Origin of the sequence: Streptomyces sp. NPDC057950 (assembly GCF_042887295.1) — a bacterium.
GTDB lineage: Bacteria > Actinomycetota > Actinomycetes > Streptomycetales > Streptomycetaceae > Streptomyces > Streptomyces kaempferi.
On record NZ_JBHVPP010000022.1, the window covers coordinates 185,819 to 204,352 of the forward strand.

At 73.7% G+C, this 18,534-nt stretch carries 17 protein-coding genes; 8 read left to right on the top strand and 9 right to left on the bottom strand.

The window, feature by feature from the left end:
- Positions 1–106 precede the first annotated feature (106 nt).
- From ACFVTC_RS32270 to ACFVTC_RS32290, 5 genes are all read right to left on the bottom strand, one after another.
- Complete coding sequence (locus ACFVTC_RS32270) at positions 107–190, bottom strand: putative leader peptide (RefSeq protein ID WP_309474722.1); 84 nt, start codon at positions 188–190, stop codon at positions 107–109.
- A 130-nt stretch (positions 191–320) separates the two neighbouring features.
- On the bottom strand, positions 321–893 hold the full coding sequence (locus ACFVTC_RS32275; protein ID WP_390132005.1) for a GNAT family N-acetyltransferase: 573 nt from the start codon (positions 891–893) through the stop codon (positions 321–323).
- A 136-nt stretch (positions 894–1,029) separates the two neighbouring features.
- The gene (locus tag ACFVTC_RS32280) at positions 1,030–2,406 is read right to left on the bottom strand and encodes a hypothetical protein (protein WP_390132006.1); all 1,377 of its coding nucleotides are present in this window, start codon (positions 2,404–2,406) and stop codon (positions 1,030–1,032) included.
- Between the two features lie 81 nt (positions 2,407–2,487).
- Positions 2,488–3,873 (bottom strand): GAF domain-containing protein, encoded by a 1,386-nt coding sequence (locus ACFVTC_RS32285; protein WP_390132007.1) that lies wholly within the window; start codon positions 3,871–3,873, stop codon positions 2,488–2,490.
- Positions 3,874–4,171: 298 nt separating this feature from the next.
- Positions 4,172–5,806, bottom strand: coding sequence for an acyl-CoA dehydrogenase family protein (locus ACFVTC_RS32290; protein WP_390132008.1), 1,635 nt, complete (start codon positions 5,804–5,806; stop codon positions 4,172–4,174).
- A gap of 17 nt (positions 5,807–5,823) precedes the next feature.
- Between ACFVTC_RS32290 and ACFVTC_RS32295 the strand changes: the two genes are divergently transcribed.
- Entirely contained in the window at positions 5,824–6,990 is a 1,167-nt protein-coding gene (locus tag ACFVTC_RS32295) for a YihY/virulence factor BrkB family protein (protein WP_390132009.1), read from the top strand.
- Positions 6,991–7,173: 183 nt separating this feature from the next.
- Here ACFVTC_RS32295 and ACFVTC_RS32300 read toward each other — a convergent pair whose 3' ends face one another.
- A complete protein-coding gene (locus ACFVTC_RS32300; protein WP_390132010.1) occupies positions 7,174–8,034 on the bottom strand; it encodes an NmrA family transcriptional regulator in 861 nt (286 codons plus the stop codon).
- A 103-nt stretch (positions 8,035–8,137) separates the two neighbouring features.
- Here ACFVTC_RS32300 and ACFVTC_RS32305 point away from each other — a divergent pair, with 103 nt between their 5' ends.
- Together ACFVTC_RS32305 and ACFVTC_RS32310 are read left to right on the top strand one after the other, a co-directional pair.
- The gene (locus ACFVTC_RS32305; protein ID WP_390132011.1) at positions 8,138–9,073 is read left to right on the top strand and encodes a cupin domain-containing protein; all 936 of its coding nucleotides are present in this window, start codon (positions 8,138–8,140) and stop codon (positions 9,071–9,073) included.
- A gap of 10 nt (positions 9,074–9,083) precedes the next feature.
- Positions 9,084–9,776, top strand: coding sequence for a helix-turn-helix domain-containing protein (locus tag ACFVTC_RS32310; RefSeq protein ID WP_390132012.1), 693 nt, complete (start codon positions 9,084–9,086; stop codon positions 9,774–9,776).
- A gap of 36 nt (positions 9,777–9,812) precedes the next feature.
- On the opposite strand, the gene ACFVTC_RS32315 is transcribed toward ACFVTC_RS32310, so the two are convergent.
- A complete protein-coding gene (locus ACFVTC_RS32315; RefSeq protein WP_390132013.1) occupies positions 9,813–10,214 on the bottom strand; it encodes a VOC family protein in 402 nt (133 codons plus the stop codon).
- A gap of 88 nt (positions 10,215–10,302) precedes the next feature.
- On the opposite strand from ACFVTC_RS32315, the gene ACFVTC_RS32320 reads away from it, so the two are divergent.
- Positions 10,303–10,971 carry a ThuA domain-containing protein gene (locus ACFVTC_RS32320; RefSeq protein WP_390132014.1) on the top strand — a complete coding sequence of 223 codons (669 nt, stop codon included), beginning with the start codon at positions 10,303–10,305 and terminating at the stop codon, positions 10,969–10,971.
- A gap of 159 nt (positions 10,972–11,130) precedes the next feature.
- Here the strand turns inward: ACFVTC_RS32320 and ACFVTC_RS32325 are convergent, their stop codons facing one another.
- Positions 11,131–12,180, bottom strand: a complete 1,050-nt coding sequence (locus ACFVTC_RS32325; protein ID WP_390132015.1) for an aldo/keto reductase — start codon at positions 12,178–12,180, stop codon at positions 11,131–11,133.
- A gap of 87 nt (positions 12,181–12,267) precedes the next feature.
- Here ACFVTC_RS32325 and ACFVTC_RS32330 point away from each other — a divergent pair, with 87 nt between their 5' ends.
- Entirely contained in the window at positions 12,268–12,747 is a 480-nt protein-coding gene (locus ACFVTC_RS32330; protein WP_390132017.1) for a MerR family transcriptional regulator, read from the top strand.
- Between the two features lie 45 nt (positions 12,748–12,792).
- Positions 12,793–14,415, top strand: coding sequence for a carboxylesterase/lipase family protein (locus ACFVTC_RS32335; protein WP_390132019.1), 1,623 nt, complete (start codon positions 12,793–12,795; stop codon positions 14,413–14,415).
- 140 nt (positions 14,416–14,555) lie between these two features.
- On the opposite strand, the gene mmuM is transcribed toward ACFVTC_RS32335, so the two are convergent.
- Positions 14,556–15,500: a homocysteine S-methyltransferase gene (gene mmuM, locus ACFVTC_RS32340; protein ID WP_390132020.1), complete on the bottom strand. Its 945-nt coding sequence runs from the start codon at positions 15,498–15,500 to the stop codon at positions 14,556–14,558.
- Between the two features lie 205 nt (positions 15,501–15,705).
- On the opposite strand from mmuM, the gene ACFVTC_RS32345 reads away from it, so the two are divergent.
- Both ACFVTC_RS32345 and ACFVTC_RS32350 read left to right on the top strand, forming a co-directional pair.
- On the top strand, positions 15,706–17,526 hold the full coding sequence (locus ACFVTC_RS32345; RefSeq protein ID WP_390132021.1) for a DUF2264 domain-containing protein: 1,821 nt from the start codon (positions 15,706–15,708) through the stop codon (positions 17,524–17,526).
- A 109-nt stretch (positions 17,527–17,635) separates the two neighbouring features.
- A complete protein-coding gene (locus ACFVTC_RS32350) occupies positions 17,636–18,490 on the top strand; it encodes an isocitrate lyase/phosphoenolpyruvate mutase family protein (protein WP_390132022.1) in 855 nt (284 codons plus the stop codon).
- The last annotated feature ends 44 nt before the right edge of the window (positions 18,491–18,534 follow it).

The window sequence follows — 18,534 nt, forward strand, 5'->3', positions numbered from 1 at the left end:
ACAGGAAGGAGGGCGCTCTCGAGCGCGCATATGGGCGCGTACGGAAGTACGCGCGCGTCATTGCGTGGAGAGAGGCGAAAGGGGGATGCCGGCTCGGTCGGGGCTGTCAGCTCACCGGACAGATGGCGCTGGACATGCGGCCGAGGTCGACGTGCCGCCGACTCACCAAGGCAATTCCAGTTCCAGACATGACGGAAGCGTGTCACGGGCATCTCGGGGGAGTCCACCATCATCCATCATGTGGACACCCTTGTCCCGAGTGGTGGGACAAGGGCGGTATCGGTCACCCGGTCGGCCCCTCCCGGGCGCCGCGTGGCAGGTCAGACCGTCCGCGCTCCGGACCAGGGGCCGGGGGTGGCCACGTCCGGCTTCTCCTCGACCTCGGTGTCGAAGAGCTTGAACCCGCGCCGCAGATAGTTGTCCATGGCGTGCTCGCCGTCCAGGCTGCAGGTGTGCAGCCAGACCCGCTTGGTCTCGGCGCGCCCCGGCACGCGATCCGCCAGGTCCCAGGCCCGTGCGACCCCGTACGAGAGGAGGTGGCCGCCGATGCGCCGGCCGCGGAAGGCGGGGATCAGGCCGAAGTAGACGATCTCCACGACGCCGTCGTCCTGCGGTTCCAGCTCGACATAGCCCGCGGGCGTCCCCCGGTCGTAGGCGACCCAGGTCTCCACGCCCGGCCGGTCCAGGAACCGCTCCCACTGCGCGTACGTCCAGTCCAGCCGGTCGGTCCAGAGGATGTCGGCGCCGACCGAGGCGTACAGGAAGCGGCTGAACTCGGGCGAGGAGACTTCGGCGCGCACGATCCGGACGTCCCCGTCGGGCGCGACCGCGGGGAGCAGGTCGGCCGGGGCCGTCTGCTCCAGGGACCAGGTGGTCACAGTGACGTTGCTCATGAGGTCAGGGAACCACGGCGGCTCGGCCCCCTCCAAGGCGGACCCCGCGGCCCCTGGCGGTCGCCGCGGACATCCGGGCCGGAGGGTCCCGGCCCTCGGGGCGATGGCCGGGACCCTCCGGCCCCCGGGTGGCGCGCTAGCCCAGTGAGTCGTCCACCGAAGACAGCGGCACCGCGTAGAGCGTCCGCTCCGGCGTCGTGTCCGTGCCCGCGCCGCTCAGGGTCCACAGCTCGCCGGTCTCCTGCCAGTACGACAGGGACGCGGTGTGCTGCCCCCAGCAGGCGTACGACTGGTCGCCGCTGCACCGCACCGCCTCGGTGCCGCTCGCGCTCTGCCGCCACAGGGTGCCGTGCCGGCCGCCGCTGTCGGGGGTGTGCCCGACGTACCAGTCGGCCCTGCGAGCCCCGGCGGGTGTGTGCGACAGGACGCCGGACAGACCGGCGGCCTTGGTCGTGTAGGCCTCGTCGGCGTCGACCCGGCCGAGGGAGTCGCTGCGGAGCAGGCCCTCGCGGCCCGCGGCGGCGCTGTAGGGGTAGCGCCAGATCCGGGTGCGCTCGCCGCCGCCCGCCCCGGTCGCCTCCGTGGCGACCAGGCTGTCCGGCGTCGACGTGCGGTCCAGCGAGAGCGAACCGAAGCAGGGGACCGTCCCGCCGGCGGAGCCGCAGGTGCCGCCCGCCGGGCTGTACGAGCCGACGGCCGGCAGGACGTACTGGTAGCCGTGCGCGGAGTAGCCGCCCCGCACCCTGCCGACCGCTCCGCTGTTCACACCGGCCTTGAGGATGTGGTGCAGGTCGAAGACGAGCAGCGCGTCGTCACGGCCCGCGCCGCCTCGCCCGGTGACGATCAGTTTGCCCTGGTACCAGACCATGCCGCCCATCCGGGAGCGGACCGCGCCGAAGTCCCGGCCCCCGTCGCGCGGCGCGACGAGCAGCACCCAGCGGTAGGCGAGAGCCCGTGGGTCACTCGCGTCGATGAGGGCGATGCGGGCCAGACCCCGGTCCTCGGCCGTCGTGCCCGCCGCCCGGTCGTCGTGCGTCCAGCCCGCCATGATGACGCGCTGCCCGCCCCACTGGCCGTCGTCGTCGGCGTCGCCGGAGGTGGTGACGGACGCGGGCCGCCACTGCCGGGTGCCGGCGTCGTCCGCGGCCCAGCAGTACGCCCGCGTGGCAGCGGGTTCGAGGGGCAGCGCGGCCCGCTCGGCGCCGGAGCACTGCGCCCGGTCACGCATCACGTGGTCGGTGTCCGCCAGGACGCCCGAGACTCCGACGTTGCCGCCCATGCTCCTGGTGAGCGCGGCGAGGGTGTCCGCGGGGAGCAGGTTCTCGTGCAGCCGGAAGCCGCCGGACGCCGCCGCGGAGCTGAGCGGGGTCAGTGATCCGGGGCTGTTGCCGCCGGTGGCCTGGGAGGTGCTGATCAGCGTGGCGGCCGCGGTGAGCGCCAGGGCGGTTCCGGCCAGGGTGGCGCGCAGCGCCTGTCCCCTCCGTTGTCGGCGGTGCCTGCCGCGCTGCTTCATGCGTCCTCCCGAGGAAGGCCAACTGCCTCTCATGATCAGTACGTTGACGGAGAGACGGGTGGGGTGGCCTGTGAGGGGATGCTACGGCAGGGAGCGGCGTACCTGGTCGAGGACCCCGGAAGACGGTCCCGAAATACGCTCCTTGTGGTTCACCGGGGACACGGCGGCCCCCGGTGCGGTACAAGGGGGTCCCGCGGCGCGCGCCCTGCGTACCGCCGGCGCCGTCGAGTGGGCGAGCAGGTCCCGGGGATCGTCGGGGAGGGCCAACTCCACCTCGATGTCGTCGCAGAAACGATACGGCCGGTGTTCCAGGAAGGCCCCGAGGTATCGCCGTACGCGCGACATCTCCGCCCGTACCGTCACCGTGCGGCCGGAGTCGCCGAACAGGTCGTCGGCGAGACCCGCGGCGCTGCGGCCGGCGGGGCGCGCCGCCAGCAGATAGAGCAGTTCGGCGTGCCGGGGCGTCAGTTCCTGGCACCAGGTCCCCGCGTCCGAGGCGACCGTCACCGACCAGTGGCGCGGACGCGCCAGGTCCAGCACGATCCGCGCCGGCCGCCGGGGCGCCGGATCGTCGGCGGCCCGCACCAGCCAGCCACCGGGCAGCGGCTCCACGAAGCACGTCCCGAGCGTCGGCAGCCAACCCCGCCCGGTGCTCGGCTCCTTGGGAAGCGCGAGCCGGTTCGTGTACGGCATCCCGGTGACGGCGGCGGTCCAGCCGTCCCGGTCAACGGCGATGGCGCGTCCGCCGACCCGGGCCAGCACCGGCGCCGCCACCGCGCGCAACCGCTCCAGCGAGGTCAGGTGCAGCTCGCGCAGCCGCGCCTCGGCGAGTCCGGCCACCGAGCCGACCAGCGCCAGGGTGGCCGGGTGCAGGGTGTCCAGCGGTCCGCTCACGTCCACCACACCGAGCAGACTGCCGTCGCGCGGATCCGTGACCGGGGCGCCGGCGCAGGTCCACGAGTGATGGGTGCGCACGAAGTGCTCGGTGGAGAACACCTGTACGGGTTGGCGGGCGATCAGCGGAGTGCCCACCCCGTTGGTGCCGACGACGCTCTCGCGCCAGTCCGCGCCGGGCTCGAGACCGAACCCGTCGGCCTTGCGCAGTACCGACGCGCAGCCCTCGCGCCACAGGATCCGGCCCGTCCGGTCCGCGACCACCACGATGTGATGGGCCGCGTCCGCGACCGAGAGCAGCCCCTCGCGCAGCACCGGCAGCACATGCCGCAGCTCCGAGGTCTGCCGCCGCCGCTCCACCTCGTCGCGGGCGAGCAGCCCCGACCGGACGTCGTGGTCGGGGTCGACGCCGCCGCGCAGCATGCGCTCCCAGGACTCCCCGATCACCGGGCGCGGCGCGATACGGGCCGGATGTCCGGCCAGCGTGGCCTCGCGCACCTCGCCCAGCACCCGGGCCGCCTGCGCGGCGTCCAGGCCGGCGAGCCGTGTCACGTCGATCGGCGGGTGCGCCACTCTTCCTCCCCTGGCGGACGGCGCACGGCGGCGGACGACCGGACGCTCGGCCCTTTCCGGCCAAGGGAACTCCACCCCGTACTGACTGCGGTTCTCATGGTGCCGCCCGGCGGCGACGGAGGGAGACAGTCCGCACACACTCCGCAGGAAAGTTGCAACCCTCTGCAACCCTGGCGAACAGTCGTACGGGGTCCGAAACTTGAGCGACGCCGCCCGTGCGGCGTTCGTGCTCCTCGCGACGGGGCCAGAGAGCGGGGGTGGTGCCGTGTCGGCGCAGCACCACCCCCGCGCCACCGGTTCAGGACACCGGACGCGCCCGCTCCACCACCGTGGCCAGATCCAGACTGTGCGGCAGGGTCCCGAAGGCCGAGCCCCAGTCGCCGCCCAGGCGTGAGGCGCAGAAGGCGTCGGCGACTTCCGGGGGCGCGTACCGGACGAGCAGCGAACCCTGGAGCACCAGGGCGATGCGCTCCACCAGGCGGCGGGCACGCGCCTCGATGCCGTCCAGGTCGGCGAGTTCGGCCAGCAGGTTCTTGATCGCGCCGTCCAGCCGGTGGTCGGCGCCGCGGGCCAGGCCCACCTCGCGCAGGAACGCGTTCAGTGCCTGCGGCTCGCGCTGGAGCGCGCGCAGCAGGTCGAGGGCCTGTACGTTGCCGGCGCCCTCCCAGATGGAGTTGAGCGGCGACTCGCGCAGCAGCCTCGGCATGCCGGACTCCTCGACGTACCCGTTGCCGCCCAGGCACTCCAGCGCCTCCACCGCCACCGGCGTGCACCGCTTGGTCACCCAGTACTTGGCGGCCGGCACCGCGAGCCGCAGGAACGCCCGCTCCTCCTCGCCGCCGTCGTCGTACGCGGCCGCCAGACGCATCGCCAGCGTCGTGGCCGCCTCCGACTCCAGCGCCAGGTCCGCCAGCACGTTGCGCATCAGCGGCTTGTCGATCAGCTTCCCGCCGAAGGCCTCCCGGTGGGCGCTGTGGTGCACGGCCTGCGCGACGGCCTGCCGCATGAGCGAGGCGGCGCCGAGCACGCAGTCGAGCCGGGTCGCCGACACCATCTCGATGATGGTGCGCACCCCGCGGCCCTCGTCGCCGACCCGGCGCCCCCAGGTCCCGTCGAACTCGACCTCGCTGGACGCGTTCGACCTGTTGCCGAGCTTGTCCTTGAGCCGCTGGACGCGGAACACGTTGCGGGTCCCGTCCTCCAGGACCCGCGGCACCAGGAAGCACGTCAGGCCGCCCGGGGCCTGCGCCAGCACCAGGAAACCGTCCGACATGGGCGCCGAGCAGAACCACTTGTGGCCGGTCAGCGCGTAGGTCCCGTCCTCGGCCAGCGGCCGTGCCTCCGTGGTGTTGGCCCGTACGTCGCTGCCGCCCTGCTTCTCGGTCATGCCCATGCCGAAGAGCACGCCGGCCTTCCGGGCGGCGGGCCGCAGCCCCTGGTCGTAGACGGTCGAGGTGAGGCGCGGCTCCCACTCGGCGGCGAGCGCGGGGTCGGTGCGCAGCGCGGGGACCGCCGCGTGGGTCATCGACAGCGGGCAGCCGTGGCCCGCCTCGGCCTGCGTCCAGACGATGAACCCGGCCGCCCGCCTCAGGTGTCCGCCGGGGCGCGACCAGGCGGCCGTCAGCCCGGCCGAGACGCCCTTGCCGAGGAGCCGGTGCCAGGAGGGATGGAACTCGACCTCGTCGATCCGGTTGCCGTAGCGGTCGTGCGTGCGCAGCTTCGGCGGGTTCTCGTTGGCGAGCACCCCCCACTCCTGCACCTGCGCGGAGCCGGTCGTGCGGCCGAGCGTCGTCAGCTCGTCCCGGGCCTCGTCGAGAAGCTGTGGATCCAGGTGTCGTTCGACCGCCTCCACGAGGGCCCGGTCGGCGGCAAAGACGTCATATCCGACCAGGGGCGGAGCCTGGTTGGTCACGGTGTGGGTGCTGGCTGCCATACGGATACGGTAAGGATGTGCACCAGGCAAAAGAAACACCTGAACGGCCTCCCTCGGGCCGCTTCCACCGCGCTCGCGCGCTGTACAGGAACGTGTCGAAGCGCAGGACCGCCTGGCTGCTGCTCAAGGACACCGTCAACTCCTGCATGGAGTACCGGATCCTGGGGCTGGCGGCCGAGTCCGCCTTCTTCACGCTGCTGTCCGTGCCGCCCCTGCTGCTCAGCCTGATCGGGCTGCTCGGTTACGTGGACGACTGGACCGGCGCGCACTCGATCGCCAGCCTGGAGTCCAACATCCTGGAGGCGTCCCGCACGGTCCTGACCGACAAGGGCGTGCACCAGATCGCCGAACCGATCCTCCACGACGTGATGAAGGGCGGCCGCCCCGACGTCATCTCCATCGGCTTCCTGTTCGCCCTGTGGTCGGGCTCGCGCGCGGTGAACGTCTTCGTCGACACCATCACCGTGATGTACGGCCTCGACGGCACCCGCGGGATCGTGAAGACCAGGATGATGTCGTTCCTGCTGTTCGTCGTGGCGCTGCTGATCGGCTCGATCGCCCTGCCGCTGATGGTCGCGGGCCCGGACGCGGTGGTGCAGATCGTGCCGTGGTCGGCGACGCTCGTGCAGGTGCTGTACTGGCCCGTCGTCATCGTGCTCTCGGTCGTCTTCCTCACCACGCTCTACCACGTCTCCGTGCCGGTGCGCTCGCCCTGGGTCGAGGACGTGCCGGGCGCCCTGGTCGCGCTCGCCATGTGGGTGCTCGGCAGCTTCCTGCTCCGGATCTATCTGACCAGCACGGTCGAGGGCCCGACGATCTACGGTTCACTGGCCGCGCCCGTCGCCGTCCTCCTGTGGATCGGCGTGTCCGCGTTCGCGGTGCTGGTGGGCGCCGCGGTCAACGCGGCGATCGACCGGGTCTGGCCGGCCGCCGCCACGGCCGCCGCCCGTGCCGCCAACGAACGGCTGCGCCACGAGCAGGCAGCGGAGTACGTGGCCCGCGCGGCGGCCTCCTTCTCCGCCGACCCCGACCCCGACGACCCGGACATGCCCTCCGAGTTTCCCGAGCGCTGGTCGCGCTTCCTGCCCCCGGAGGACCTGACGTCCCGGCTCCGGGGTCATGTGAAGAGCACGCACCACCCTCACAGGAACCACGACGGCGAGGGCGGCCCACCGGCCGAGTGACCTCCCGGCCGGTCTCGTCCCGGCCGGTCTTGTCCCCGGCCGGTCTCGTCCCGGCCGGTCTTGTCCCCGGCCGGTCTTGTCCCCGGCCGAGAGCGTCCCCGAACGGCTCGCCACCGAACGGCTCGCCACCGGTCGACCGGCCTCCCCCTCCGCTCCCGCCGACGACGCGGGCCCCCGGTGCCCTCAGGCCTTCCACACTCCCGCCGCCGCGGCCTCCCGGGCGAAGTCCGCGAAGTCGCGCGGCTCACGGCCCAGGACCTGCCGCACACCGTCCGACAGACGGGCGTTGCGGCCGTCCAGGAGGCTCCCGAAGAGCCCGACGAGGAACTCGGCCTCCTCCGGCGGCACCCCGAAACCGGCCAGAGTCTCCCCGTACTCCCGCGCCGTCACCGGGACATAGACCAGGTCACCGCCGGTCGCCCCGGCGATCTCCGCGACCGCCTCGCGGAAGGTCAGCAGCCGGGGCCCGGAGACCTCGAGATCCCGGCCCACGTACCGGTCGCCCGCAGTCAGCGCGGCCACCACGACGTCCGCGATGTCCCGCACGTCGATGAACGGCTCGCGCACCTCGCCGGCCGGGAACACCAGCTCGCCGTGCCGGAGCCCGTCGAGCAGCGGGCCCTCGCTGAAGTTCTGCGCGAACCAGGCGGCCCGGACCACCGTCCAGTCCGCGCCCGACGCCCTGAGAGCCTCCTCGGCCGGGCCGGCCTGCTCCTCGCCCCGTGACGACAGAAGCACCAGGCGCCGCACACCGAGCCCGACCGCCTCCCGCGCCAGGGCGCCGACCGCCCCGGCCGCGGCGGGCGAGCCGATGTCGGTCGGGTGGGCGAGATACGCGGCGTCGGCTCCGCGCAGGACCGCGGCCCACGTCGACCCGTCCGTCCAGTCGAAACCCCGCGCGCGGGAGGCCGCCCGCACCGTGAGCCCGGCCGCCCGCGCGGCCCCCGCCACCCGGCGGCCGGTGCGCCCCGAGGCCCCCGTCACCACCACCGTCATGCCCCGCGCGCCCCGGATGTCCTGATCATGTGCCCTGTGATCCGTCATGCCGTCAGTCAAGCGCCGCGCGCGCCGGGGTCCCATCGCCGAAGGGCTCGTTCCCATAAGCGGACGTCCACGACGGCGCGGCGGGGCCGTCTACGCTGACGCCATGGACGCACTCGCCGGCCTGTTGGAGGGCCCCCGGGCACGCGGCGCCTTCATGATCAGAGCGGCCTTCGACCCGCCCTGGTGCGTACGCGTCGAGGACCGCGCACCCCTGACGATCATGCTCGTGGTCCGCGGCCGGGCGTGGATCACGCCGAGCGAGGGGGAGCGGCTCCTGCTGCGCGCCGGCGACCTCGCCATCGCCCGCGGCCCGGACCCGTACACCTGTGCCGACGACCCCGAGACCCCGCCGCAGGCGGTGATCCTGCCGGGCGGGGAGTGCACCTACCCCGACGGACGCTCGCTCCAGGGCCACTGGGACCTCGGTGTGCGCAGCTGGGGCGAGCGCCCCGACGGCTCGACGGTGCTGCTGATCGGGACGTACATGATGCGGGGCGAGATCAGCGGCAGGCTGCTCGACGCGCTGCCGCCGCTGCTGTCCCTCACCCAGGACGTGTGGGACTGCCCGCTCACGCCCATCCTCGCCGAGGAGATGGCCCGCGACGAACCGGGCCAGGAGGTCGTCCTCGACCGGCTGCTCGACCTGCTCATGATCGCCGCGCTGCGCGCCTGGTTCTCCCGTCCGCAGGCGGCGGCCCCCGCCTGGTACCGGGCGCTCGCGGACCCCGTCGTCGGACGGGTGCTACGGCTCCTCCAGGACGACCCGGCGCACCCCTGGACGGTGGCGGCGCTCGCCGCGAGGGCCGGGGTCTCGCGGGCCGCGCTGGCCCGGCGCTTCGGTGAACTCGTGGGCGAGCCCCCGATGACGTACCTCACCGGCTGGCGTCTCGCCCTGGCCGCCGACCGGCTGCGCGAGACGGACGACACCCTCGAGGCGATCGCCCGCCGGGTCGGCTACGGCAGCGCGTTCGCCCTGTCCAGCGCCTTCAAACGGGTGTACGGGATCAGCCCGCGGGAGCACCGGACCAGGGCGGCGTAGCCTGGCGTCCGTGTACGTGGAGCGTGCGTCCCGGTTGCCCGGCGCGGTCGTGTGGAGCCGCGTCGTGTCCACGCCCGCCGCGGCCGCACGGCCCGTGCTCCCGGACGGCTGCATGGACCTGCTCCGGACCGAGGGCCGGCTGCTGGTCGCCGGCCCCGACACCCGCGCCCACGTTCCCGGCGGCGCCCCGGCCGACTGGGCGGGGGTCCGCTTCTTCCCCGGTACGGCGCCCGCCCTCCTCGGCGTCCCCGCGGACGAACTCCGTGACCTGCGGGTGGACCTGGCCGATCTGTGGCCCGCCGCCGAGGTACGGCGCCTGACCGAGCGGATCGACGCGGCGGCCGACCCCGTCACCGCGCTCGAAGAGGTCGCGCTGGAACGGTCGGCGGGCGCCGCGCCCCCCGATCCGCTGCTGCGCGAGATCGTGGCCGCCCTCGACGCCGGAAGGCCGGTGGCGGCCACGGCCGACCGACTGGGCCTGAGCACACGCCAGTTGCACCGCCGCTCCCTGACGGCCTTCGGTTACGGACCCAGGACGCTGGCCCGGGTCCTGCGGCTGCAACGAGCCCTCGCCCTCGCCTGGGACGGTGTCCCCTTCGCGGAGGTCGCCGCCCGGTCCGGCTTCGCCGACCAGCCCCATCTCGCCCGGGAAGTCAAGGAGTTGGCGGGCATACCATTGGGTGAACTGCTCGCACGCTCCTGAGAGCCCCCGACCGGAGGGCCGCCGCCGGGTGCGGGACTATTTCTCCGGGAGCCGCGCGAACAGGTCCACGGAGTTGCCGTCCGGGTCGTGCACGACCGCGTACCGCATGCCCCACACGGCGTCCCACGGCTTGAGCTCACCGTGGTGGCCCGCGCCCACCAGATCCTCGTACACCGAGTCGACCTCCGCCGGGCTGTCGCAGAGGAAGGCGAGCGACGTGCGGCCACCCCCGGAGGCGCCCGGCCGCCATGCCGGGTGGAACGACCGGATCGTCTCCTCGGTGTCGATCGCCAGCCGCGGGCCACCGGGCAGCGCGGCCTCGACATGCGGCTGGTCCTCGGCACCCTCGGGGAAGACGAGACCGAGGCGGCGGTAGAAGGCGAGCGTGGCGGCCATGTCGGAGGCGACCAGGCCGATCACATCGAATCGTGGAGTCATGAGGGCACGGTAGGCCGACGACGGGGGGCGGGTCTTGAAGGAATCGGACGGCCGGGGAGCCGGGCCGCGGCGGAATAGGCTCACCACCATGGCCCACCGCGTGCTCGTCCACACCCGCACCACCGCCTACCGGCACGACTCCATCCCGGCCGCCGTGGCCGCCGTACGCTCCCTCGGCGACGCCCACGGGTTCGACGTCGTCGCCACCGAGGACCCGGCCCTCTTCGAGCGGCCGCTCGACGCGTACACCGCCGTGGTCTTCCTCTCCACCAGCGGCGACGTGCTGACACCGGCGGGCCGGGCCCGGCTCGCGGCGTACGTCGAGGGCGGCGGCGGGTTCGTCGGTGTCCACGCGGCCGCCTGCACCGAGTACGACTGGCCCTACTACGGCGAACTGCTCGGCGCGCGCTTCGACCGGCATCCCGACCTCCAGCCGGGCCGGGCCCTCGTCGTGGACCGCGCGCACCCGGCGACCCGACACCTGCCGCCGGTCTGGGAGTTCACCGACGAGTGGTACGACTTCCGCCCCGGGCCGGACGGTTCGGCGCGCGTGCTCGTGCGCGCCGACGAATCCTCCTACGAGGGAGGCGGCATGGGCGACGACCACCCGCTCGTGTGGTGCCGCGAGCAGGGCGCGGGCCGGGTCTTCTACACCGCGCTCGGCCACACCGAGCGGGCCTACGAGGACCCGGACTTCCGTCACCACCTGCTCGGCGGCATCACCTGGGCCGCCCGCGGCCGGGCCGATTCCGTCTAGACGATCGATCCCAGGGGGGGCAGCGATCGTCAGCCGGACGTTCGGCTCGGCGAGCCGGTGCTCCAAGACGGCACCGAAGCAGTTCCTGTCGCCGTGCAGCGTCCGCCCGGGGCGCGAACCGAGCCTGGTGCGGCTGGCCGGCCCCTTGGCCTCAGCCGGCTACGCGGCGGCGCGGTCGGCCGACGCGCGCCGACGGCCCGCGGTGTCGTCGAGCGCGGGCGGCCGCCAGGCACCGTCCGGGTGGTACAGGTCGACCCCCGGTGGCACGATCTCGTCGATCCGGTCGAGTGCGGTGTCGTCGAGCACCACTGAGGCACCCTTGAGGAGGTGCTCCAGTTGCTCCTGGGTGCGCGGCCCGATGATCACCGAAGTGACGGCGGGGTGCGTGACCGGGAAGGCGACCGCCAGCTCGGGCAGGGTGCAGCCGATCCCGGCCGCGACCTCGGTGAGCTGCTCGACCGCGGCGAGCTTGGCCGCGTTCACGGGGATGGCGGGGTCGAACCGGGCAGGGGTGAGCTGGGCCCGGCCGGTGGAAAGATCGACGGGCCGGCCCTGCCGGTACCTGCCCGTCAGGAACCCGGAGGCGAGCGGACTCCAGGTCAGCACACCCATGCCGTAGCGCCGGCAGACGGGCAGCACCGAGGCTTCGATGCCCCGGGCGAGGATCGAGTAGGGCGGCTGCTCGGTCCGGAAACGCGGCAACCCGCGCCGCTCAGCGACATGATGGGCCGCCACGATCTCCTCGGCCGGGAAGGTCGAGCACCCGAAAGCGCGGATCTTGCCCTCGCGCACGAGGTCGCCCAGGACCCCGAGCGTCTCCTCGATGTCGGTCGTGTGGTCGGGGCGGTGCACCTGGTAGAGGTCGATCCAGTCGGTCCGCAGTCTCTTCAGGCTTTCCTCCACCGCCCGGACGATCCAGCGCCGCGAGTTTCCGCTCCGATTGCGTCCTTCCCCCATCTGGAAGTGGACCTTGGTGGCGAGTACGACATCCTCGCGACGGCCCCGCAACGCCTTGCCGACGATCTCCTCTGACTCGCCCGCGGAGTACATGTCCGCCGTGTCCACGAAGTTGACCCCCTCATCGAGGGCCGTGTGGATGATGCGGACGCAGTCGTCGTGGTCGGGGTTGCCGACCGCGCCGAACATCATGGTCCCGAGGCAGTACGTACTTACCTCGATGCCGGTGCCGCCGAGGACGCGGTAACGCATGGCTGGGCTCCCTTGCTGGCCAGTTCACTGTGCGCCGCACTCTAGGAGCTCGAGTCGACTCGAGATCAAGCCCGTATCCTCGGCGGCATGGCTGAGAGCAAGGGGAACCTGAGCATCGGACAGGTCGCCGAACGCACGGGATTGAGCGTGCACGCGCTGCGGTTCTACGAACAGGAGGGTGTCCTGGTCAATCCCGTGCCACGGGACCCCGGCGGCCGGCGCGTCTACAGCGAGCAGGACGTGGACTGGCTGAACCTGTGCATCATCCTGCGAGCCTCCGGTATGGCCCTGCCGGAGATCCGCCGCTACACCGAACTCGCCAGGCAGGGCACCGGCAACGAGCCGGAACGCATCGAGCTCCTGCGGCGGCACCAGGGTGAGGTGGCCGCCCGGATGAAGCAGCTCGAGCAGTGCATGGACATCATCACCTTCAAGGTCCGGGTGTACGAGGACATCATCGACAGCGCGGACGGGCAGTCGTGCCACGCCCCCGCACGGCTGGAGGACGAGGAGCGCCACCGGGCCACCGGCCCCTCGCCACAGCGGGAACCGTCGGAAGCGATGTGATGCCCGGCCGGGAAGGTGCGCGAGCGGCGAGGAGCTGGTGATCGGATGGCGACGGACGCGGTACGGCAGACGGATCCGGTGGTCACCACCCCCTACGGAGCGGTGCGGGGCAGGTACGAGGGCGCGGTCGCCGTCTTCCGCGGCATCCCCTACGCGGCCCCGCCGTTCGGCCCGCGCCGCTTTTGGCCGCCGGTGCCCCCCGAGCCCTGGGACGGGGTGCGCGACGCGGGCGCCTTCGGGCCGACGCCGCCCAAACCGCCGTACTCGGAGGCGTTCGCGCGGCTGCTGGCCGACCCCGTCGTGCCCGGCGACGACTGCCTCAACCTGAACGTGTGGACGCCGGAACCGGGCCCCGGTGCCCGGCTCCCCGTACTGGTGTGGATCCACGGTGGGGCGCTGACCCGCGGTTCGTCGGCCGTGCCCGTCTACGACGGCCGCGCCTTCGCCCGGGACGGGGTCGTCCTGGTCTCCCTCAACTACCGCCTCGGTGTGGAGGGTTACGGCCTCTTCCCGGACCGCCCGGCCAACCCCGGTCTGCGCGACCAGCTGGCCGCCCTGGAGTGGGTGCGCGCGTCGATCGCGGGCTTCGGCGGCGACCCCGACCGGGTGACCGTCTTCGGGGAGTCCGCGGGCGCCGTCAGTATCGGGGCGCTGCTCGCCGGTCCCCATGCCCGGGGACTCTTCCACCGGGCGGTCCTGCAGAGCGGGCCACCGGAGGCGGCCGACCGGGACAAGGTGCGCCGGATGGTCCGCAGGATGGCCGCCCGGCTGAAGGTCCCGGCGACGGCCGAGGCGTTCGCCGCCGTCGACCGCGGTCGGCTGCTGCGCACCCAGGCCGAGGCGAGCCGGCTCGGCAGCCCCGTGCTCGGCGGGCCCTCCTTCGGCATCGTCGTCGACGGCGACCTGGTCCCGCGCGACCCGCTGGAGGCCCTCCTGGAGGGCGCCGCACCCGGCGTCGACCTGCTTCTCGGCTGGACCAGTGAGGAGTACCGCCTCTGGCTGGTCCCCGGCGGCCTGCTGGAACGCGTCGACCGGCTCGGTGCCGTCGCCGTCGCCGGTGCCATGGCCCGCTGTCGTTGCGGCCACGAGGTGCCGCGCGGCTACCGCGCGATCCACCCGGCGGCGAGCACCGGCGACCTCGTCGGCCAGATGGTCACCGACCACCTCCTGAGGGTTCCGCTGCACCGGCTCGCGGACGCCCGCCGCGGGCACTCCCGCTCGTACGCCTACGAGTTCGCCTGGCCCTCGAACGTGCCCCGCCTCGGCGCCTGCCACGCCCTGGAGCTCGGCTTCGTCTTCGACACCGCCGAGGCACCGGAGTCGGCGATGCTCGCCGGGGAGGGCGCCCCGCGGGAACTCGCCGACACCATGCACGCGGCCTGGGTGCGGTTCGCGGCCGAGGGCGACCCCGGCTGGCAGCCCTGGGACACCACCCATCCGGTACGGGTGTTCGGCACGGCGGGACCGCACATCGTCCAAGGGCCACGTGATCGTGAACTCGCCCTCTGGACGGCGGAGTCGAAAAAACCGGCGAGCGCCCGGGGTCCGTTCGGCGGTCCGGGGTCCCCACCCGCGTCGCGCCCTCGCGCCGCTTCGCCCGCCCGGACAGCCGCTCCGCTGTCGGCCGTACGCCGTCTGCGTCGCTCCGGCGGAACCCCTCGGTCCTGACGACGGCCACCCCGGGTCCGCGGACGAGGTCCCGTCGCCCGTCCGCGGGGTCGCCCGCGCGGGGCCGGCGTGAGCGACCGGCGTGGGCGACCGGCGGGCCCGGGGGCTCCCTCACCCGCCCGCGTCGCGTCGTACGGCCGTCAGCCTCCGGGGGCCAGCGACTCCCTGATCCTCGTGATCGCCGCAGGGCCGACCCGGCAGCACCCGCCGACCAGCCGGGCCCCGCCCCGCCGCCAGCCGGCCACCTGCTCGGCGGTGAACGTCGAGCACCCGCTCCACGCACGGGCCCCCGCGTCCCACACCTCGCCGCTGTTCGGATAGACCACGACCGGCTTGCCGGTCACCCGCGCCGCCGTCGCGACCGCGCCGTCCACGTCCTCGGGCGCGCAGCAGTTCACGCCGACCGCGATGATCTCGTCCGATTCGGCGGCCACGCCGAAGGCATCCTCCAGGGGCTGCCCGGCCCGGGTACGGTCACCGGCGACGCTGTACGACAGCCACGCCGGTACGCCCAGCCCGCGCACCGCCCGCAGCAGCGCACGGGCCTCGTCGGTGTCCGGCACGGTCTCCAGGGCCAGTACGTCGGGCGAGGCGGCGGCCAGTACCTCCAGGCGCGGCCGGTGGAAGCGCTCCAGTTCGGCCACGCTCAGCCCGTACCGGCCCCGGTACTCCGAGCCGTCCGCGAGCATCGCCCCGTACGGGCCGGCCGACGCGGCCACCCACAGGGGCCGTGTGACACCCTTCGCGCGCGCCCGACGGGCCGCCTCGCGCGCCGATCCGACGCTGAGGCGCAGCAGTCCGGCCGCCCGCTCGCGCGGGATGCCACGCCTGGCGAAGCCCTCGAAGGTGGCCTGGTAGCTGGAGGTGATCGCCACGTCAGCGCCCGCCTCGAAGTAGGCGAGATGGGCCTCGGTGATCGCCTCCGGCCGCTCGGCGAGAAGCCGCGCCGACCACAGCTCGTCGCTCAGATCGTGTCCGGCGGACTCGAGCTGGTTGGACATCCCGCCGTCCAGGACCACCGTTCCCGACGCGAGCGCGCCGGCGAGGGTGGGGGGTCGGCCGCTGCGGGAGGCGTCACTGGTCATGTCACGACGCTAGCCGATCCGCGGGGCGACGCCCGCCGGGCCCCGTTGACCTCCCCGTACCCCACCTCTACCTTTTCGTCGTTCCCACGGCACGGATCCGTTCATCGGATCCGATGAACAGACGCCGATGAACAGACGCCGACGAACAGATCCGATGAACAGATCCGATGACACGGATGCCACGGCACAGAAAGGAAGTCCGCCGATGCCGCCCCTTTCACCGCCGTCGTTCCTCGCACTCCCCGAGGACCGCGCCCTCAGCCCGTACACCGGCTGCACACGAGCCCACTGGGAGGCGGCCGCCGACTCCCTGCTCGCGGCGGTCGCCCCCTACGCCACCGCCGACGGCGCGCTCTACCACCTGCCCGCGGACCGCACGAGCTGGTCCGGCAGGCTCTCCGACGGTCTGGAGGGCTACGCCCGCACCCTGCTCCTGGCCGCCTTCCGCCGCGACGAGAAGGTCCTGGAACGCTACGCCGACGGCCTCGCCGCGGGAACGGCCGGTGTCTGGCCGCGGGTTCGGGACCGCAGCCAGCCGCTCGTCGAGGCCGCGTCCGTCGCCCTGGCGCTGCGGCTGACCCGGCCACTGCTGTGGGACCGCCTGGACGACGCCGTACGGCAGCGTGCGGCGGGGTGGCTCGGCGACGCGCTGACCGCCGAACCCTGGCCCTGCAACTGGGAGTTGTTCCCGGTGACGGTGGGCGGGTTCCTGGCGGAGATCGGCCACGAGCCGCAGGCCGCGCGCGCCGCGGTCGACCGCGGCCTGGACCGCATCGAGCAGTGGTACCTCGGCGACGGCTGGTACAGCGACGGTCCCGGCCGGGCCTTCGACTACTACAACGGCTGGGCGATGCACCTGTATCCGGTGCTGCACGCCCGGCTGGCCGGCGACGAGCGGCTGCTCGACCTGTACGGCGGCCGGCTGGCGCGCCATCTCGAGGACTACGCACGGCTGTTCGGCGCCGACGGTGCCCCGGTGCACCAGGGCCGCTCCCTGACCTACCGTTTCGCGACCGCCGCGCCGCTGTGGCTGGGCGCGCTGACGGGCCGTACGCCGCTGGCGCCGGGCGAGACCCGGCGCCTCGCGTCCGGTGCGCTGCGCCACTTCCTCGACCGGGGCGCGGTCGACGGACGGGGGCTGCTCACCCTCGGCTGGCACGGCCCCGACGAGTCGGTCCTGCAGGGCTATTCGGGCCCCGCGTCCCCGTACTGGGCGAGCAAGGGCTTCATCGGCCTGCTCCTCCCGTCCGACGACGAGGTGTGGACGGCCCGCGAGGAGCCCGGCCCGACGGACCGCGCCGACGCGGTCACTCCTGTCGGCCCGCCCAACTGGCTGCTCCAGACGACCGCTTCGGACGGCCTGGTCCGCCTGCACAACCACGGCAGCGAGGACGTCCGCTACGACCCGTACTACACGCGGCTGGCCTATTCGACGCTCACGCGGCCCTCGGCGCCGGAGGAAGCGGGCGCCCCGAGCCACTCCGGTGCTCCGAGCCACTCCGGTGCCTCGGCCGACGACGGTGTCCCGACCGGCGACCATCCCTGTCACGACAACAGTGTGATCGTCGGCGGTGACCCGAGCCGTACGCACATCGAGCCGCTGGGTGCCGGGAGCGGCTGGGCGGCGTCCCGGCACCGGAACGGGGACGGCGTCCGGGTCACGAGCCTCGTCGTCGCGCACGGCGCGGTCGAGGTGCGGGCGCACCTGGTCGCGGGAGCGGCTCCCGGGACACCGGTACGTGTGACGGGCTGGCCGCACGGTTTCGCGCCGCGGTCCGAACTCCTCTCCCTGCACGGCCTTGTGGAGGGGGCCGGTGCGGCAGGAGACGACGCGACCCTCTTCGTCGCCCTCGCCCGCCTCACCGCCGAACCGGATCCCCGGCCCCTCGACGAGTTGGTGTCCGTGACGGTGGAAGGGGCGTACGACGTAAGTGTGAGCTGGGCCTCCGGTCCGGCGGCGCGCTTCCGCTTCAGCTCCGCGGACGGGCGCTGCACGGCGTCGTCGTGGTCGGTGGCGCCCCTGTGATCGCCCGTTCGCGCCGGTGACCGCCGGTCCGCGCCGGTGACCGTCCGTCCGCGCTCCGGCGGACACGGTTCGGCCGGCGCCGAAGGGTCGTGGCACTAGCGTGGGGAACATGAACGCCGATCAGCCCACCGCGGGGATCCGGCGCCCCGCCTCCCGCCCGACGCCCTTCGCCGCACTCCACCACACCGGCGCCCCGCTGCTTCTGCCCAACGCCTGGGACCACGCCTCCGCGGCGCTCCTCGCCGCCGAGGGCTTCGAGGCGATCGGGACGACGAGTCTCGGTGTGGCCGCCGCCGCCGGGCTGCCGGACGGTGCCGCCGCGACCCGGGACCTGACGGTGCGCCTGGCCCGGCGGCTCGCCGCCGGGCCGTACCTGTTGTCCGTGGACGCCGAGGACGGCTTCGCACAGGACCCCTACGAGGTGGCGGGGCTGGCACGCGAACTGGCCGCCGCGGGCGTCGTCGGCGTCAATCTCGAGGACGGGCTCGGTCCCGCCGAGTCGCACGCGGCGAAGATCGCGGCGGTCAAGGCCGCCGTACCGGACCTCTTCGTCAACGCCCGCACCGACACCCACTGGCTCGGCGACGGCGAGGACGCACGGGAGACGCTCCGCCGCCTCGACCTCTACCGACAGGCGGGCGCCGACTGCGTGTTCGTCCCGGGCCTGACCGACCCCGCCCGGATCTCCGCCCTCGTGGCGAGCCTCGACGTGCCGCTCAACATCCTCTACTCGCCGTCCGGGCCGTCCGTCGCGCACCTCGCCGACCTCGGCGTACGCAGGATCAGTCTCGGCTCGTTCCTCTACCGGCGCGCGCTGGGCGCGGCCCTCGACGCCGTGCGGGACATCCGGGCCGGCCGTCCGGCGCGGGGCACGGCGCCGGCCTACGACGCGGTACAGGCGCTCGGCCAGGAAGGTGCGGGGCAGTCCGGCGGCGACCGCTGGAGCCCCCGGCCACCCCGGTGAAGAGGGCCGTGAGCCGGTCCGCGAACGGGACGGGGTGCTCGACG